Genomic DNA, 16361 nt, shown 5'->3' with positions numbered 1-16361 from the left:
AGGCCGAGGCGACGTTGCGGCTGCGCGTGATCGATCTCGACGGAAGCCTGGCGGCACAAGAGCCGCTGCGCCACCGTATCGATGCGGGCACCGCAACCCGCATCGATGCCGCCGACCTGGCTGGCCGCCTTCGCATCGTGGCCAGCCGGTCGGCGCTGCAAGACCTCGCCTCCCGGCTGCAATCCGCAGCCGGCGGCAAGACCACGGTGACCTTCTACGGTTCGGGTGATTTCCATCACCTGACAGCGGGTCTCGTGGCGGCACTGGATGAGCCTTTGACGATCGTGCATTTCGACAATCATCCCGACTGGGTGCGTTTCCCCGCGACGGTCAATTGCGGTGCCTGGGTCAACCGGGCGCTGGAATTGCCGCATGTCCGCAAGATCGTGACGATCGGCCCCTGCAGCGACGATCTGGTCCGGCCCGAATTGCAGTTCGCCAATCTCGATGCGGTCCGCGACGGGCGCATCGTGCTCTATCCCTGGCGGCACCCGCCGTCGCGGGTCTGGGGGCGCTACGGCCGCACGCGCTGCTACCGGCAGGAGGGCAACCATCTCCACTGGCGCAACCTGGCTGATGAGAACTGGGTCGATTTCCTCGACGAGCTTGTAGAGGCGATTCCGACCCGCGCCGTCTGGCTGACCATCGACAAGGACGTGCTCGGCCGCACCGACGCCCTGACCAACTGGGACCAGGGTAGCCTGCCGCTGGACCATCTGATCGCGGCGATCGAGCGCCTCGCCGGCGAGCGCCGGATCGCGGGCGTCGATGTCTGCGGCGACTGGTCCGAGCCGCGCTTCGCCGATCCGTTCCGGGCGACGCTCGCCTATTTCGACCACCCGCCGCGATTGCACCCGTCGGCCGACGATCTTGCCGTCAACGCGCGGGTGAATGCCGAACTCATCGACTGTTTCGCGCGGGTGCTGTCATGACCTTGACCATCGTGCTCTGGTTCGTCCTCTCGATCGTCTGCGACGTGGTCGGCCAGCTCTGCCTCAAGCTCGGGGCCGACAAGCTGCCCGAGGGCGGCAACTGGCGCGAGATGGCCATTGCCCTCGGGCGCTCGGGCTGGGCGCTGGCGGGCATCGCGACCTATGTCGCCGAATTCTTCATCTGGCTGCGCATCCTCGCCGAGGTGCCGCTCTCGATCGCCTTCCCGGTCGCCAGCCTGAACTTCCTCGCCATCACCTTTGCCAGTGCCGTCCTGCTGGGGGAGCGTGTCGGCTCCCGGCAATGGTTCGGTGCCTGCCTCATTACGTGCGGCGTGGTCATCGTCGCGGGAACAGTCTGATGGAACAAGACGTGACGACGCCTGATTTCAGCCTGCGCTATCCCGGCGGCCGCACCGGCTTCCTGCTGATCCACGGCCTTGGCGGCACGCCGGTCGAGATGCGGGTGGTGGCGCGTGCGCTTCATCGTGCGGGCCACACCGTGCATTGCCCTCAGCTCGCCGGACATTGCGCCGGTGAGGCCGAATTGCTGGCGACGGGCTGGCGCGACTGGGCGCAGAGCGTCTTCGACGAGCTCGACCGCATGCGGGCGGTCTGCGACCGTGTCATCGTCGGCGGGCTCTCGATGGGCGCGGTGATGGCGATGCATGTCGCCGCCGCGCGCCCCGAGGGCGTCGACGGGCTTGCGCTTTACGCGCCGACCCTCTGGTACGACGGCTGGTCGATCCCGCGCTACTCGTTCCTGCTCAAGTGGCTGATCAAGACGCCGTTCGCGCGCCGCTACAGCTTCGTTGAGCGCGAGCCCTACGGCGTCAAGGACCTGCGGGCCCGCTCGGTGATCACGGCCGCGATCACGCGCGGCAACAGCGCCGAGGCCGGCCTGCTCGGCACGCCTTCGGGCGCGCTGCAGCAGATGTGGGCGCTGATCGCCCAGACGCGCCGCGAGATGCCGACGATCCGCTGTCCGGCGCTGCTCCTGCATGCCCGCGAGGACGACATCGCGAGCCTCTCCAATGCCTTCTACATCCAGCGCCATCTCGGCGGGCTCGTCGACGCGGTCATTCTGGACGACAGCTACCATCTCGTCACGATCGACCAGCAGCGCGACATCGTCATCGAGCGTTCGCTGGCCCTGGCGGCGCGGCTGGAGGCCGCCGCCGCTCACGAGAAGACGGTCGGGCTGCGCGTCGTTGCCGCGGAATGACTGCGTTTTCGGCACGGATCGCGGCCAGCGTGGCGGATGTCGACGCTGCGGCCTGGGATGCCTGCCTGCCGGGGGAGGCCGAGTGCCATGCCTATTACGTCGCCTGTGAAACGGCGGCCGCGGCCTCGGGCATCGGCTTGCGCATGGCGGCGATCGTCGTGGAAGCGGCCGGCGCGGTCGTCGCCGTCGCCCCGTTCTTCCGCCTGAACTACCGGCTCGATACGCCGCTCCAGGGGCGGATGCGAAGCCTCGGCGACGCGTTGTTCCGCCATCTGCCGGGGCTCGTCACCCTGAAGGCGCTCTGCGTCGGCTCGCCCTATGCCGAACGTTGCCATCTCGGTTTCGCGGCCACGCTCGATGCGCCTGGCCGGGCCGCCGCCTTCGCGTGCTTGGCCGAGGCGCTCCAGCGTCAGGTGATTGCCGAGCGCGCCCATCTCTCGGTCTGGAAGGACCTGGCACCGGCCGAGGATCGCGAGGCGGATTGTCTGCCCGAGATGGGTTTCGCCCGCCTCGCCAGCCTGCCCGTCGCCGTGCTCGACCTGCCTTATGCCGACGAAGCCGCCTATCTCGCCTCGCTATCGACGGCGACGCGCAAGGATATCAGGCGCAAGCTCGCGAAGGCGGGCAATGTCCGCATCGAGTTCAGGAGCGATATCAGCCCTTTGGCCGCAGACATCGATTCGCTTTATGAAGAGACGCGCGCCCAGAGCGGCCTGGATTATGGCGAGCTGGAACTGCTGCCGCCGGGCTATTTCGCGGCGGTCTCCCGCGCGCTGGGCGAGCGGGCCGTCTTCGCGCTCTACTGGGTCGGCGAGGAGCTCGCGGCCTTCAACCTGCTGCTGGTCGAGACCGACCGCGTCATCGATAAGTTCCTGGGCATGCGCTACCCGCTAGCGCGCGAGCACAATCTCTATGTTGTGAGCTGGATGGCGAATATCCGCTTCTGCCTCGACCGGGGCATCGAGCTGTTCCAGAGCGGCCAGACGGCCTATGCTTCGAAGCTGCGCTTCGGCAGCCGCCTAGTCCCGTCGACGATCTATGTCCGCCACCGGGCCGCGCCGCTGCAATGGCTGCTGCGCCGCCTGAGTCCCTGGCTCGGTTTCGACCGTTTCGATCACGACCTTGCCCGGCATATCGAAAGGAAGGCCGCATGAGTGCCCTCGCGCCGACGCAGGCGCCGTCCCGCTGGCAGCAGATTCTGATTTGGCTCGCCTTCATCGTGCTGGATACCGGGACCCAGATCGCATTCAAATGGGGCGCCGAGGGGCTCGGCGACATGGATTTCGGCCTCGAGATGCTGGCGAAATCGGTGACGCTGCCCGGCGTCTGGTTCGCCGTCATCGGCTATCTCGGGACCTTCCTGGTCTGGATGGCGATCCTGCGCGACATGCCGCTGAGCCGCGCCTTCCCAATGACCGGCCTGGTCTATATCACCGTGCCGCTCTTCGCCTGGGGCGCTTTCGGCGAGCATATCAGCCTGTTGCGTGCCGGCGGCATCGCCCTGATCATCTTCGGCGTCGTCCTGCTCGGTTCGGAGGATGGGCATGAAGGGGCTTAGAGCATTGTCGAGCGAGGTGGATGCTGGTTCGCGCCAAAAGGCGCGGAAATTCCTTGGCTTGCGGAGCCTTGTTCTGGCGGCGGCGCTGGCGGCGGCGATGCCCGCCCAGGCCGACCCGATGACGCAGGTGGTCGGCCGTTGGCGCGATTCCGACGGCGAGTCGGAAATCGCGATCGCCCGCTGCGGTTCCGCCCTGTGCGGCAAGATCGTCTGGTTGAAGGAGCCCCGCGTCGATCGCTTCAACCCGAATGAGGGGTTGCGGACGCGCTCGCTCATGGGAATGCAGGTGCTCAGCGGCTTTGCCCCGGATGCGAGCGGCACCCTGATCGGCAGCGGCTACAACCCCGCCGACGGCAAGACGTATCGAACCACGCTGGAGCTGTCCGCGCCGGATGCGCTGGTGGTGCGCGGCTGTGTCCTCGGCGGGCTGATCTGCGACGACGACACCTGGACGCGCCAGCCGTGACGCCCAGCCGACATGCCAGGGAAACGCGCGCATGACGTCGCTGCGGCTCCGGCTGGTCATCGGCTTCATGCTGGTCAGCGTGCCGGCGATGCTGGCCTCGGCTTTCATCGCGGCGAAGCTGATCTCGGACACGTTCGAGGACAATGTCGGGCATTGGCTTCGGGAGACCTCGCGCTTCTTCGCGCTCGAGGTCGCCGAAGCCGCGCAGGAGGCGCAGCGCGTCGCGGGCGTGATCGGCCATCGGCTCGAGAACAGCACCGACGATGCCAGGATGCAGCGCACCGTCGAGCGTGAATTCGCGGTGCTGAACTCGGTCGGCTACGATCTCATCGCGATCTACCGTCCCGGCGGCGAGCTGATCTTCTCCTCGCGCCGCTTCGCCTCGATCGGCTCGCTGCCGGAAAAGACGGGGCTCGGCCTGTTCAAGATCTCGGCCGACGACAAGCGCTGGATCATGGCGGGCGCCGTGCAATCCGTGAAGATCAACGGCCAGCCGGCCAATCTCCTGGTCGGCTCCTGGCTCGACGACAGCTATCTCGGCGGCATCAAGGTCGTGACCTCGCTCGATGTGCGCCTGTTCTCCGATTTCGACGGAGAGCTGGAGCCGGTGGTGCAGACGCATCCCGACAACCCGGTCACGGTGCCCCGCGAAATCCGGGCGCGCCTCGATGCCGGCGAAGACGAGATCTTCGACCCCGATGCCGGCGCGGGCGTCTACCGGGCCGTCTATGCCGGGTTTCGCGGTATCGACGGCAAGCTCGCCGCGGTCAGCTTCATCGGCATGCGCAGCGAGGCGGGCTTCTTCGAACAGCTCGGGCGCGAGCGCCTGTTCCTCGGCATCTTCCTGATCGGCTGCTTCATCGCCGCGCTCGTCGGCAGCCTGATGTCCGACGTGCTGGTGCGGCCGCTGCGTGCCCTGACGCGCGGGGTCCGGGCGATCGCCGCCGGCGATTTCGGCCAGCGCGTCGGGGTCGGCGGCGGGCGCGAGATCGCCGAGCTCGCCAATGGCTTCAACGGCATGGCGGAGCAGCTGGGCAAGCTGCAGGAACTGGAAATGGAGCTTCGGCGCAGCGACCGGCTCTCGGCGCTGGGGCAGGCGGCGATGGTCATCGCGCATGAGGTCCGCAACCCGCTCGGCATCATCAAGACCTCGACCGAGGTGGTGCGCAACCGCGCAAAGCTCGGCGAGACCGAAGCGAAGATGCTGGGCTATGTCATCGACGAGGTCCGCCGCATCGAGACGCTGATGCGCGAGTTTCTCGACTTCGCCCAGCCGCGGCCCCTGGTGCAGAGCCGCTTTCCATTGCGCAACGTCATCGACCGGGTCGCGGCCATCGCCGAGCCCGAGTTGGCGCGGCGCAACATCGTCCTGCGCGTCGAGGATGGCAGCGGCGGCGCCAAAATCCTGGGCGACGCTGACCAGCTCCATCAGGCCTGCCTCAATTTGGTCCTGAACGCGATGGATGCCATGCCGAACGGTGGCACGATCTTCGCGAAGCTGACCGCCGACGCGAAGATGGTATCGCTTGCGATCAGCGATGAAGGGCCGGGCGTCCCGCCGGCGATCCGCACGGAAATTTTCAATCCGTTCTTCACCACGAAGGTCAAGGGGACAGGATTGGGGCTGGCGAAGGTGCAGGGCGTGGCAGTCGCGCATGGCGGAACGGCAACATGCGAGGGTGAGGAGGGGCAAGGCGCTGTCTTCATCCTCTCGCTGCCGCGCGCCGGCACGGGGATGACCCCATGAGCCATGCCATCCTGGTGGTCGACGACGAGGAGCGTCTGGGCGACGTGCTGGCCGCCGCGCTGGAGGATCTCGGCTACAGCGCGACCGCGGTGACGAGCGCCAAGGCCGCGCTCCTGGCGCTTGAGCAGTCGCGCTTCGATCTCGTGCTCACCGACCTGCGCATGCCGGTGATGGATGGACGCGGGTTGCTGCGCGAGGCCCGCAGCCGCTGGCCCGACATGCCCGTCATCATCCTGACGGCCTTCGCCGCGGTGCGCGACGCGGTCGAGCTCGTCAAGGAAGGCGCCTTCGATTACATCGCCAAGCCCTTCGAGATCGAGGACGTCGCGGCGACGATCCGGCGGGCGCTGCGCCTCGCCGACGTGGTGCGCGACAACGAGCGCCTGCGCACCGAGCTGGAGGGGCGCCACAGCTTCGATACGCTGGTCGGCAACAGTCCGTCCTTCCGCCGCGTGATCGAGCAGGTGACTGAGGTCTGCGAAACGCGGGCGACGGTGATGCTCAACGGCGAGAGCGGCACGGGCAAGGAGCTCGTCGCCCGCGCCATCCATTTCAACAGTCCGCGGCGGACGAAGCCTTTCATCGCGGTCAATTGCGCCGCGATCCCCGAGACCCTGCTGGAGAGCGAGCTCTTCGGCCACGTCAAGGGCGCCTTCACCGGTGCGGTCTCCAATCGGATCGGCCGTTTCGCGGCGGCGGATGGCGGCACGCTCTTCCTCGACGAGATCGGCGACATGCCGCTCGCCATCCAGGCGAAGCTCCTGCGGGTCGTGCAGGAACGCAGCTTCGAGCCGGTGGGCGCCAACCGCAGCCAGGCCGTCGATGTCAGGCTCGTCGCCGCGACCCACAAGGATATCCGGCTGGCGGTCGAGCAGGGGGCCTTCCGCGAGGACCTGTTCTACCGCCTGAACGTCTTTCCGATCCGCCTGCCGGCGCTGCGCGAGCGGTCCGAGGATATCCCGCTGCTGGCCGCGCATTTCCTGGCGGCGCTCTCCGAAACCGTCGGAAAGCGTGTCTCGGGTTTTTCGCCCGCCGCGCTGGCGGCCATGGCGTCGCATGGCTGGCCGGGCAATATCCGCGAGTTGCATAATTGCATCGAACGCGCGCTGATCGTCGCCAAGACAGCCATGATCGATGTTCAGGACTTGCCGAGGGACCTGTTCGAAGGGCAGCGTCGCGCCGGCCGCGATAGCCTGCCGCAAGATCTCGACGCCGAGCTCGATCGCATCGAACGCGAGTTCATCCTCGAAGCCCTGCGTCGCAGCGATGGCGTCCAGGTCAAGGCCGCGCGGATGCTGGGTATCGCGGAGCGGAGCCTCTGGCATCGCATCAAGAAACTCGATATCCGGTTGAACCGGACCGTCGCGGATTAAGGTCGCTGCAACAATCATGGCGCAAGCATCGATCATCAGGGCATCGGGCGTCGGTCGGGCGCGTGGGGAGCAGGCGTTGCGTCATCGCTTTGGATGGATCGGCGGGCTGTTCCTGCTTTCGGTCACCGCTGCCGCTGCCGAAGAGGCGACCCCGGCATTGACGGACCCGACACCGGCCAAGGGCTGGATCGTTTCGGTCGGCGGTTCGCTGCAGCTCGGCCCCAAATACGACGGGTCGAACGGGGCAGGCCCGTCCTTCATGCCCTCGATCACCTGGCGACGCGTCGGCGAGCCCGAAGGCTTCAGCGCGCCGGACGACAGCTTCGACTATGCCCTCTACGAGAGCGATCGCTTCAGTTTCGGCCTGGCCGCGAGCTGGCGGGCGGGGCGCTACTCCTCCTCGGAGCGCCGGCTCTTCGGCATGCGGGACGTGCCCTGGACGGTCGAGGGAGGTGTGTTCGCCGAATTCTGGCCGATCCTCGACCGGCTGCGCACACGTGTCGAGGTTCGCCATGGCTTCCATGGCCATCACGGCATGGTGGCGGATTTCTCTGCCGACTGGGTCGAGAAGTTCGGCCGCTTCACGCTGTCCGGCGGACCGAGACTCACCCTTGGCGACGCGTCCTACATGCGTCGCAATTTCGGCGTGACCCCGAGGGAGTCGCGGGCCAACGGCTTTCTGGAGCCGTATCGCCCCTCCGGCGGCGCCAAGAGCGTCGGCGTCGCAGCGGCACTGGAATACACATGGTCGGATGCCTGGGCGACCACCTTGTTCACCCGCTATGACCGCCTGATCGATGAGGCGGCCCGTTCGCCGCTGGTGCAGACCGTGGGACAGCGCGATCAGATCACCGTCGGCGTCGGCGCGACCTATTCCTTCACGATCTCCCCCTGACGGGCCCGTTGGCTGCCATGCCGGGACTTCGCGCTGCGAAGAGCCCGAAATGGCAGGAGAGATTTTCGCCTGAAGCTAGCGCGCCGCAGCGCCGAGCCCGCCGATGCAGGTGTATTTGACGTCGAGATAGTCCTGCAGGCCGTATTTCGAGCCTTCCGAGCCGAGGCCGGATTCCTTGACGCCGCCGAAGGGCGCGACCTCGGTGGTGACCAGCCCCTCGTTCACGCCGACGATGCCGTATTGCAGCGCTTCCGAGACGCGGAAGGTGCGGCCGAGATCGCGCGTGTAGAAATAGCAGGCGAGGCCGTATTCGGTGTCGTTGGCCAGCCGGATCGCCTCCTCCTCGGTCTCGAAGCGGAAGACCGGCGCGACCGGCCCGAAGATCTCCTCGCGCGCGAACTGCATGGCGCTGGTCGCGCCCGCGATCACGGTCGGCTCGTAGAAGCTCAGGCCCAGGTCCGAGCGCTTGCCGCCGGTCGCGACGGTGCCGCCCTTGGCCTTGGCGTCGGCCACCATCTCCTCGACCTTGGCGAGCGCCTTCTCGTCGATCAGCGGGCCTTGGGTGACGCCGGCCTCCAGGCCCGAGCCGAGCTTGAGCTTGCGGGTCGCGGCGGCCAGCTTCTCGACGAAGGCGTCGTAGATGCCGGCTTGCGCGTAGAAGCGGTTGGTGCAGACGCAGGTCTGGCCGGAGTTGCGGAACTTGGCGGCGATCGCGCCTTCGACCGCGCGATCGAGATCGGCATCGTCGAAGACGATGAAGGGGGCGTTGCCGCCGAGCTCCATCGAGACCTTCTTCACCGTCTCGGCCGCCTGCTTCAGCAGCACCTTGCCGACCGGGGTCGAGCCCGTGAAGGTAATCTTGCGCACCAGCGGATTGCCGGTGAGTTCGCCGCCGACGGTGCGGGCATCGCCCGTTACGACATTGACCACGCCGGCCGGGATGCCGGCCTTCTCGGCGAGGATGCCCCAGGCCAGCGCCGAATAGGGCGTCTGGGAGGCCGGCTTGGCGACGACGGTGCAGCCGGCCGCCAGCGCCGGGCCGATCTTGCGCGCCAGCATCGATGACGGGAAGTTCCAGGGCGTGATCGCGCCGACGACGCCGAGCGGCTGCTTGGTCACGATGATGCGCCGGTCGGCCCAGGGCGAAGGGATGACGTCGCCATAGACGCGCCGTGCCTCCTCGGCGAACCAGAGCACATAGGCCGCGCTCATGCCGACCTCGCCCTTCGCCTCGGCCAGCGGCTTGCCCTGCTCGCGGGTCAGGAGTTCGGCCAGCGCGTCCTGATGATTCATGATCTCGTCGGCGAGCTTGCGCAGCAGCACCGCGCGCTCCTGCGCGGTCTTGGCGGCCCAGGCCGGGAAGGCGGCATGCGCGGCCTCGATCGCCGCGCGCGTTTCGTCCACGCCGGCCGAAGGCACCGAGCCGATCGTCTGGCCGGTAGCCGGATCGGTGACGTCGATCGTCCCACCCGATGCCTTGTCCAGCCAGTGCCCGCCGACGAAGATCGCGTCGCGCTTGAAATCGCTCCACTGGGACATGATTCAGCCTTTCGGAAATACGGGGAGGCACAGCCGCGTGTCGTCGCCTGCGCGAGGCAGGGCCCTGACGATGGGGAGCTGCGGACGGGATGTCACGGGTCCGTTTTAGAGCATTTTCGAGTGAAGTGGACACCGGTCCGCGTGAAGAAAATGCGATAAGACAAGAGGCTGGAGCAATTTCATGATCCGGGGGATGCGGGATGGCTCGTGTCGGCCTCCGGCCTTGCGGAGACGGGCCAGCCCGGATCGGCGGAGCCCTCATCAGGCGCCGCGCGAAGAAAAACTTGTCGCCGGCGATCGAAATATTCCGTTCGTCGGCTGAGCGTCCGCCGGGGTATTTTCAACGCAAGGCGGTCGCTGATCTGCCAGCCGGCGGCCTCTCGACGACAATCCGCAGCACGACGACGCCTTCTTCGAGGGGGCGAGCGATCGAGCGCGCCCAAAGAGGGAGGTTCTGACGATGACGAGCGAGAATGGCGGCGGGGACATCTCCCTCGCGCAGGAAGGCTACCGCCGCGCGGCCTGGCGGCTCATTCCCTTCCTGGTGTTCCTGTTCGTGCTGGCCTGGATCGACCGGGTCAATGTCGGCTTCGCCAAGCTTCAGATGCTGAGCGACCTGAAATTCAGCGAGGCGGTCTACGGCCTCGGCGCCGGCATCTTCTTCATCGGCTATTTCCTCTTCGAGGTGCCCAGCAACCTCCTGCTCGAGAAGATCGGCGCCAAGCGCACGCTCGCCCGCATCACCATCCTCTGGGGCCTGACCTCGATCGCGATGGCCTGGGTCCAGTCGGAATGGACCTTCTACATCCTGCGCTTCCTGCTCGGCGTCTTCGAAGCCGGCTTCTTCCCGGGCGTGGTGCTGTACCTGACCTACTGGTTCCCGGCGGAACGGCGCTCGCAGATCAACGGCCTGTTCATGACCTCCTTCGCGATCGCGGGCGTGATCGGCGGGCCGCTGGCCGGCTGGATCATGAGCGCGATGGGCGGCGTCTGGGGCCACGCCAACTGGCAGTGGCTCTTCATCCTCGAAGGCATCCCGTCCGTCCTGGCCGGCATCGTCGTCCTCGCCTACCTGCCGGATCGCCCGAAGGATGCCGCCTGGCTGACGCCCGCGATGGCCGGGGCCATGACGGCCCGCCTCCAGGGCGAAGCCGCCTCGCATGCCAAGGAGCATAATTTCAAGGCCGCGCTGACGGATCCCAAGGTCTGGCTCTGCACGGTGCTCTATTTTTGCATCGTCAGCGGCAACGCCACGATCGCCTTCTGGACGCCCTCGATCATCAAGGAGATCGGCGTCCAGGGTAATTTCACGATCGGGCTCGTAGCCGCGATCCCCTTCATCGCCGGCACGGCCGCCATGCTCTGGAACGGCAATCACTCCGACCGGACGGGCGAGGTGCGGCTGCATTGCGGCATCGCGACGCTCATCGCCGCCATCGGTCTTGCCGCGACCGGCGCGCTGATCGGCCATGCCGCTGCGGCGCTGATCGCGCTGACGGTCGCGGCGGTCGGCATCCTCGCCGCCTTCCCGGTGTTCTGGGCCATGCCGCAGACCTTCCTCGCCGGCACGGCGGCGGCCGGCGGCATCGCGGTGATCAACTCGGTCGGCAATCTCGCGGGCTTCGTCGCGCCCTACACGATCGGCCTTTCGACCCAGATCACGGGATCCGCGACCTCGGGGCTCTATGTCGTGGCCTGTTTCGAACTGCTGGCGGCGATCCTGCTGTTCAGTGTCGGCAAGATCGCGGCGCCTGCCGCGACTGCACCTGCACCCGTCCGCTGAAACCACCGAAGAAAGTCATGACCATGCTGACATTCGAGCGCATCTCCACGGCCGGCGGCGACCGGATCGCGGTGGCCATCGACAACCTGATCATCGCCGGCTGGGCCGGACGCGACGCGGCCGCGATCGAGCACCATATCGAGGAGCTTGCGGCGCTGGGCATTCCGCGTCCATCGACCACCCCGGTCTATTACCGGGTCGCCGCCGCCAACCTGACCCAGGCGGAGCGCTTCGTCGTCCTCGGTCCCGATTCCTCGGGCGAGGTCGAGCCCTTCGTCGTTTCGCTTGCGGACGGCCTCTGGGTCGGCGTCGGCTCCGACCATACCGACCGCAAGGCGGAGGCCGTGGGCATCGCGCTCTCCAAGCAGCTCTGCGGCAAGCCCGTCGGCACGCAGCTCTGGCGCTACGAGGAGGTCGAGGCGCATTGGGACCGCCTGGTCCTACGCGCCTATGCGACGATCGACGGCGTGCGCACGCTCTACCAGGAGAGCGCCGTGGCCTCGCTGCAGACCCCGCGCGACCTGATCCGCAAGCACACGGGAGCCGACACGCTGCCGGTGGGCACGGCGATGTATTGCGGTACGCCGGGCGCGATCGGCGGCATCCGTCCCGCTACGCGTTTCGAGATGGAGCTTGAAGACCCCGTGCTCGGCCGGACGCTGCGTCACGGCTATGACATCGAAGTGCTGCCGGTCGTCTCCTGACCGAGCATCGATCGGTGGGGGCGGATAGGCTGTCGCGGATCGGGGCGCTCGCGCTATGCTCGCGGCAGTTCGTGGAGGCGCCGGTGCTTCCCCCTCATGGGATGTGGCGATGAACCTGCGCTTCCTCGAAGCCTTCGTCTGGGTGGTGAAGCTCGGCAGCTTCCGGGCGGCGGCCGAGCGGCTGAACCTCACCCAGGCGGCCGTCTCCAGCCGGATCGCGACGCTGGAGGAGGATCTCGGCCAGAAGCTGTTCGATCGCGATCCGCGCGAATTGCGGTTGACGGCCTCCGGCCGGCTGCTCGTCGGCTATGCCGAGCGGATGCTCGACCTCGGACGGGACATGCGCTCTGCCTTGAATTCGAGCCGGGAGCTGAAGGGCGTCCTGCGGATCGGCGTCGTCGAGACCGTGATCCACACCTGGTTGCCGGATTTCCTGGCGGCGCTGCGCGAGCGGCATTCGGTGCTGGAAGTGCAGCTCACCGCGGATTCGACCTTGCGGCTGCATGACGACATGCGCCGCGGCCTGATCGATGTCGCCGTACAGACCGATCCGGTGCTGCATGAGGGGATCAGCAATCGCGATATCGGCTCGATGCAACTGGGCTGGGTCGGTCTGCCTGAAGATTGTCGCGGCAACGCGGCGCCGCTCTCGATCAGCGATCTCGTATCCCGGCCGATCGTGACGATGACGCGCGGCTCGCAGCCGCACCGCACCTTGCTGGAGGCCTGCCGGCGGGCCGGCGCCACCCCGACGACCGTGCATTGCGTCGGCTCGATCGCTGCGATCGTGCGCTTGATACGCGGCGGATTCGGCATTGCCACCCTGCCGCTGGCGACGATTTACGGCGAGCTGGCAGCGGGTACGCTCGCAACGATTCCCTCCGAGGTCGATCTCGGGCCGATGCGGCTCGTGGTCAGCTATCGCGAGGACCCGACCAGCGACGCTGCCGAAGGCGTGGCAACGCTCATCGCCGAGGAGGCGATGCGCTTTGCTTCCGCCGTCGGCGCCGGCCTCGCGCGTCCGCTTTCCTGATGCCGCCGATCGGTGGCCGATACCGTTATCCGAGAAAGGTGTTCCGATGACCGCAACGACCCGCCCATCTGCCACCGAGCGCCTCGACCAGGCGCTCGCTCGGATCCGCGATCCCAAACTCGAAGGCGGAAAGGTCTTCACGACCCTCTATGAAGCCTCGGCGCGGCGCGAGGCCGAGGCCTCCGATGCCCGGATAGCGGCCGGCAAGCCGCTAGGGCCGCTGGACGGGCGCATCGTCTCGATCAAGGACCTGTTCGACGTGGCCGGGGAGACGACGCGCGCCGGCGCTGCCGTACTGCGCCGCCAGCCGCCGGCAACGGCCGACGCGCCGATCGTCCAGCGCCTGCGCGCGGCCGGCGCCGTTATCGTCGGCAAGACGCAGATGACGGAGTTCGCCTTCTCGGCGCTCGGCACCAATGCCCATGATCCGGTCGCCGGCAATCCGCACGATCGCAGCCGCGCCCCCGGCGGCTCGTCCTCGGGCGCCGTGGTCTCTGTGGTCGACGGCATGGCCGAGATCGCGATCGGCAGCGATACCGGCGGTTCGATCCGCATCCCCTCGGCGCTGACCGGCGCCGTCGGCTTCAAGCCGACCTCCGGCCGCGTCCCGACGAGCGGCGCCTTCTCGCTCTCCAGCACGCTCGACACGGTCGGCCCGATCGCCCTCAGCGTCGCCGATTGCGCGATCACCGACGCCGTCCTCGCCGGCGAGCCGCAAGCGCCGCTGGCGACGCGGCCGCAGGCCCGCTTCGTGGTCGCGCGCGGGCGCCTGTTCGATGTGATGGAAAGCGAAGTCGCCGAAGCCTTCGAGGCCGGGCTGGAGCGGTTGCGCCGCGCCGGCCTCAAGGTCGAGGACGGTTCGCTCGATCCGAGCCTCGATGCGCTCGCGGCGCTCGACAAGATCGGCGGCTTCCCCTCGATCGAGCTCGGCGCGACCTTGCGCGATCTCGGTGTGACCAGCCTCGACGAGGTCGATTCCAAGACGCGCGTGCGCATCGAGGCCGGCGCCGGCATCTCCGGCGTCGACTATGTCCGCATGCGGCGTAGGCGTGCAGCGGCGGTCGCGGCTTTCGCGGCGTCGATGACGGACGATACCGTCTATCTCCTGCCGACGACGCCGATCCGCGCGCCGCTCCTGTCTTCCGTCGCGGATGATGCCGGTTTCCACCATGCCAATGGCCTCGTGCTGCGCAATCCGCGCGTCGGGAACCTCTTAGATACGCCGTCGCTCTCGCTACCTCTGCCGGTTCCGGCGGGGGCACTCCCGGTCGGGATGATGCTGATCGGCCGGCGCGGCGCGGACCGCACGCTGCTGTCGATCGCGGCAAGCGTCGAGGCTGCGCTCGGCCGCTCTTAAGGATTCGTTAACCGTTTGCATCACCCGCAGCCCACGACGCGGGCAAAGGCTTGCGTCGTGGGCTGCGGCACGTCGATTGCTCGATTGATCGCGCCTCTGGCAGGTATATTTGCTGAAAAAATAAGCGATTTATTCGCCAAAAGACCGGCCGCCTAAAAAACAGACGAATCTCTACCGATCGCCTGGGTGCGCCGCAGCATTTTCGCTGCAGCCGCGTCGTCAGGCAAAATCAAAGGAAATCGGCCTTTCCCTAGGGAATGCCGCGGCTCGCGGCTGTTGGCACATCGCTTGCGTTGAATGGTGCATGGGCCGCGCGGCCCGTCGGCGTCGTGGGGGCGCCGTCAGCAACATTCCTTCGGGGAGATGGCCGTGAACAGCAACCGTCGCGAATTTCTCGGCACCGCTCTGGCTGGTGCCGCTTTCCTCGGGTCTTCCTATCTGCCGGCGGCGGCGCAGCAGGAGACCATCAAGGTCGGCATCCTTCACTCGCTCTCGGGCACGATGGCGATCTCCGAGACGACGTTGAAGGACGTCATGCTCATGCTCATCGAGGAGCAGAACAAGAAGGGCGGCCTGCTCGGCAAGAAGCTCGAGGCCGTCGTCGTCGACCCCGCCTCGAACTGGCCGCTCTTCGCCGAAAAGGCGCGCGAGCTCATCACCAAGGACAAGGTCGCCGCCACCTTCGGCTGCTGGACCTCCGTCTCGCGCAAGTCGGTGCTGCCGGTCTTCAAGGAGCTCAACAACATCCTGTTCTACCCCGTCCAGTACGAGGGCGAGGAGAGCGAGCGCAATGTCTTCTACACCGGCGCCGCGCCGAACCAGCAGGCGATCCCCGCCGTCGACTATCTCGCCAAGGACGAGAAGGTCGAGCGCTGGGTGCTGGCCGGCACCGACTATGTCTATCCGCGCACGACCAACAAGATCCTCGAGGCCTATCTCAAGTCCAAGGGCGTGAAGCCCGATGACATCATGATCAATTACACGCCCTTCGGCCATTCCGACTGGCAGACCATCGTCTCCGACATCAAGAAGTTCGGCTCGGCCGGCAAGAAGACGGCGGTGGTCTCGACCATCAACGGCGACGCCAACGTGCCGTTCTACAAGGAGCTCGGCAACCAGGGCATCAAGGCGACCGATATTCCCGTCGTGGCCTTCTCGGTCGGCGAGGAGGAGTTGGCCGGCATCGACACCAAGCCGCTGCTCGGCCATCTCGCCGCGTGGAACTACTTCCAGTCGATCAAGACGCCGGAGAACGAGGCCTTCATCAAGCAATGGCAGGCCTTCACCAAGAACCCGAAGCGCGTCACCAACGACCCGATGGAAGCCCATTACATCGGCTTCAACATGTGGGTGAAGGCGGTCGAGAAGGCCAAGTCGACCGATCCGGACAAGGTCATCGACGCGCTGCCCGGCATCGAGGCGCCGAACCTCACCGGCGGTATCTCGAAGATGCTTCCGAACCACCACATCACCAAGCCGGTCTTCATCGGCGAGATCAAGGATGACGGCCAGTTCGACGTGGTCTGGAAGACCACGGGCCTCGTCCCTGGCGATGCCTGGTCGAAGGAACTCGACGGCTCGAAGGACCTCGTCGGCGACTGGGTCGAGAAGAAATGCGGCAATTTCAACGTCAAGACCGGCAAGTGCGGCGGCGTCTGATTTCATGAGGGGGAAGGGCGGCACGGGAAACATCCCGGCCGCCCTTCATTCTCCGCCCACCTCGTTCGCCTTCACTCCGTCATCCCGGCCGGA

At 67.0% G+C, this 16361-nt stretch carries 15 protein-coding genes; 14 read left to right on the top strand and 1 reads right to left on the bottom strand.

Annotated elements, in window-relative coordinates; genetic code table 11:
- Positions 1 to 14 precede the first annotated feature (14 nt).
- The 9 genes from JHD80_RS02810 to JHD80_RS02770 all read left to right on the top strand — a co-directional run bounded on the left by JHD80_RS02810 (position 15) and on the right by JHD80_RS02770 (position 8193).
- Complete coding sequence (locus JHD80_RS02810; protein WP_199084854.1) at positions 15 to 932, top strand: arginase family protein; 918 nt, start codon at positions 15 to 17, stop codon at positions 930 to 932.
- Positions 929 to 1291 carry an EamA family transporter gene (locus JHD80_RS02805; protein ID WP_199084853.1) on the top strand — a complete coding sequence of 121 codons (363 nt, stop codon included), beginning with the start codon at positions 929 to 931 and terminating at the stop codon, positions 1289 to 1291. Before JHD80_RS02810 ends, JHD80_RS02805 begins: the two co-directional genes overlap by 4 nt.
- An 11-nt stretch (positions 1292 to 1302) precedes the next feature.
- A complete protein-coding gene (locus JHD80_RS02800) occupies positions 1303 to 2154 on the top strand; it encodes an alpha/beta fold hydrolase (protein ID WP_199084852.1) in 852 nt (283 codons plus the stop codon).
- A 29-nt stretch (positions 2155 to 2183) separates the two neighbouring features.
- Complete coding sequence (locus JHD80_RS02795) at positions 2184 to 3308, top strand: GNAT family N-acetyltransferase (protein ID WP_210339787.1); 1125 nt, start codon at positions 2184 to 2186, stop codon at positions 3306 to 3308.
- Entirely contained in the window at positions 3305 to 3712 is a 408-nt protein-coding gene (locus JHD80_RS02790; RefSeq protein WP_199084850.1) for a DMT family transporter, read from the top strand. Before JHD80_RS02795 ends, JHD80_RS02790 begins: the two co-directional genes overlap by 4 nt.
- A complete protein-coding gene (locus tag JHD80_RS02785) occupies positions 3699 to 4178 on the top strand; it encodes a DUF2147 domain-containing protein (RefSeq protein ID WP_199084849.1) in 480 nt (159 codons plus the stop codon). The genes JHD80_RS02790 and JHD80_RS02785 overlap by 14 nt, the downstream gene beginning before the upstream one ends.
- Positions 4179 to 4209: 31 nt before the next feature.
- Positions 4210 to 5925, top strand: a complete 1716-nt coding sequence (locus tag JHD80_RS02780; protein ID WP_199084848.1) for a sensor histidine kinase — start codon at positions 4210 to 4212, stop codon at positions 5923 to 5925.
- Positions 5922 to 7298 carry a sigma-54-dependent transcriptional regulator gene (locus tag JHD80_RS02775; protein WP_199084847.1) on the top strand — a complete coding sequence of 459 codons (1377 nt, stop codon included), beginning with the start codon at positions 5922 to 5924 and terminating at the stop codon, positions 7296 to 7298. Before JHD80_RS02780 ends, JHD80_RS02775 begins: the two co-directional genes overlap by 4 nt.
- Positions 7299 to 7374: 76 nt before the next feature.
- Positions 7375 to 8193 (top strand): MipA/OmpV family protein, encoded by an 819-nt coding sequence (locus tag JHD80_RS02770; RefSeq protein ID WP_199084846.1) that lies wholly within the window; start codon positions 7375 to 7377, stop codon positions 8191 to 8193.
- Positions 8194 to 8268: 75 nt separating this feature from the next.
- Here JHD80_RS02770 and JHD80_RS02765 read toward each other — a convergent pair whose 3' ends face one another.
- A complete protein-coding gene (locus JHD80_RS02765; protein WP_199084845.1) occupies positions 8269 to 9732 on the bottom strand; it encodes an NAD-dependent succinate-semialdehyde dehydrogenase in 1464 nt (487 codons plus the stop codon).
- Positions 9733 to 10192: 460 nt separating this feature from the next.
- On the opposite strand from JHD80_RS02765, the gene JHD80_RS02760 reads away from it, so the two are divergent.
- From JHD80_RS02760 to urtA, 5 genes are all read left to right on the top strand, one after another.
- Complete coding sequence (locus tag JHD80_RS02760) at positions 10193 to 11515, top strand: MFS transporter (protein ID WP_199084844.1); 1323 nt, start codon at positions 10193 to 10195, stop codon at positions 11513 to 11515.
- Positions 11516 to 11538: 23 nt separating this feature from the next.
- Positions 11539 to 12219: a DUF2848 domain-containing protein gene (locus tag JHD80_RS02755; protein WP_199084906.1), complete on the top strand. Its 681-nt coding sequence runs from the start codon at positions 11539 to 11541 to the stop codon at positions 12217 to 12219.
- A 109-nt stretch (positions 12220 to 12328) separates the two neighbouring features.
- Positions 12329 to 13252: a LysR family transcriptional regulator gene (locus JHD80_RS02750; RefSeq protein ID WP_199084843.1), complete on the top strand. Its 924-nt coding sequence runs from the start codon at positions 12329 to 12331 to the stop codon at positions 13250 to 13252.
- Between the two features lie 46 nt (positions 13253 to 13298).
- On the top strand, positions 13299 to 14609 hold the full coding sequence (locus tag JHD80_RS02745; protein WP_199084842.1) for an amidase family protein: 1311 nt from the start codon (positions 13299 to 13301) through the stop codon (positions 14607 to 14609).
- 363 nt (positions 14610 to 14972) lie between these two features.
- Entirely contained in the window at positions 14973 to 16268 is a 1296-nt protein-coding gene (urtA, locus tag JHD80_RS02740; protein WP_199084841.1) for an urea ABC transporter substrate-binding protein, read from the top strand.
- Positions 16269 to 16361: the final 93 nt, after the last annotated feature.

This window comes from Allobosea sp. ASV33 (genome assembly GCF_016428755.1).
In the GTDB taxonomy this organism is placed as follows: Bacteria; Pseudomonadota; Alphaproteobacteria; order Rhizobiales; family Beijerinckiaceae; genus Allobosea.
The sequence above is the reverse complement of the archived record's forward strand: the minus strand, read 5'-3'. Positions and strand labels throughout refer to the sequence as shown.

Bases quoted from the DNA above. Each gene is read 5' to 3' on its own strand.
- JHD80_RS02765 (WP_199084845.1), bottom strand. From the start codon at position 9,732: ATGTCCCAGTGGAGCGATTTCAAGCGCGACGCGATCTTCGTCGGCGGG.
- JHD80_RS02780 (WP_199084848.1), top strand. From the start codon at position 4,210: ATGACGTCGCTGCGGCTCCGGCTGGTCATCGGCTTCATGCTGGTCAGC.
- JHD80_RS02785 (WP_199084849.1), top strand. From the start codon at position 3,699: ATGAAGGGGCTTAGAGCATTGTCGAGCGAGGTGGATGCTGGTTCGCGC.
- JHD80_RS02750 (WP_199084843.1), top strand. From the start codon at position 12,329: ATGAACCTGCGCTTCCTCGAAGCCTTCGTCTGGGTGGTGAAGCTCGGC.
- urtA (WP_199084841.1), top strand. From the start codon at position 14,973: ATGGCCGTGAACAGCAACCGTCGCGAATTTCTCGGCACCGCTCTGGCT.
- JHD80_RS02790 (WP_199084850.1), top strand. From the start codon at position 3,305: ATGAGTGCCCTCGCGCCGACGCAGGCGCCGTCCCGCTGGCAGCAGATT.
- JHD80_RS02755 (WP_199084906.1), top strand. From the start codon at position 11,539: ATGCTGACATTCGAGCGCATCTCCACGGCCGGCGGCGACCGGATCGCG.
- JHD80_RS02760 (WP_199084844.1), top strand. From the start codon at position 10,193: ATGACGAGCGAGAATGGCGGCGGGGACATCTCCCTCGCGCAGGAAGGC.
- JHD80_RS02775 (WP_199084847.1), top strand. From the start codon at position 5,922: ATGAGCCATGCCATCCTGGTGGTCGACGACGAGGAGCGTCTGGGCGAC.
- JHD80_RS02745 (WP_199084842.1), top strand. From the start codon at position 13,299: ATGACCGCAACGACCCGCCCATCTGCCACCGAGCGCCTCGACCAGGCG.
- JHD80_RS02805 (WP_199084853.1), top strand. From the start codon at position 929: ATGACCTTGACCATCGTGCTCTGGTTCGTCCTCTCGATCGTCTGCGAC.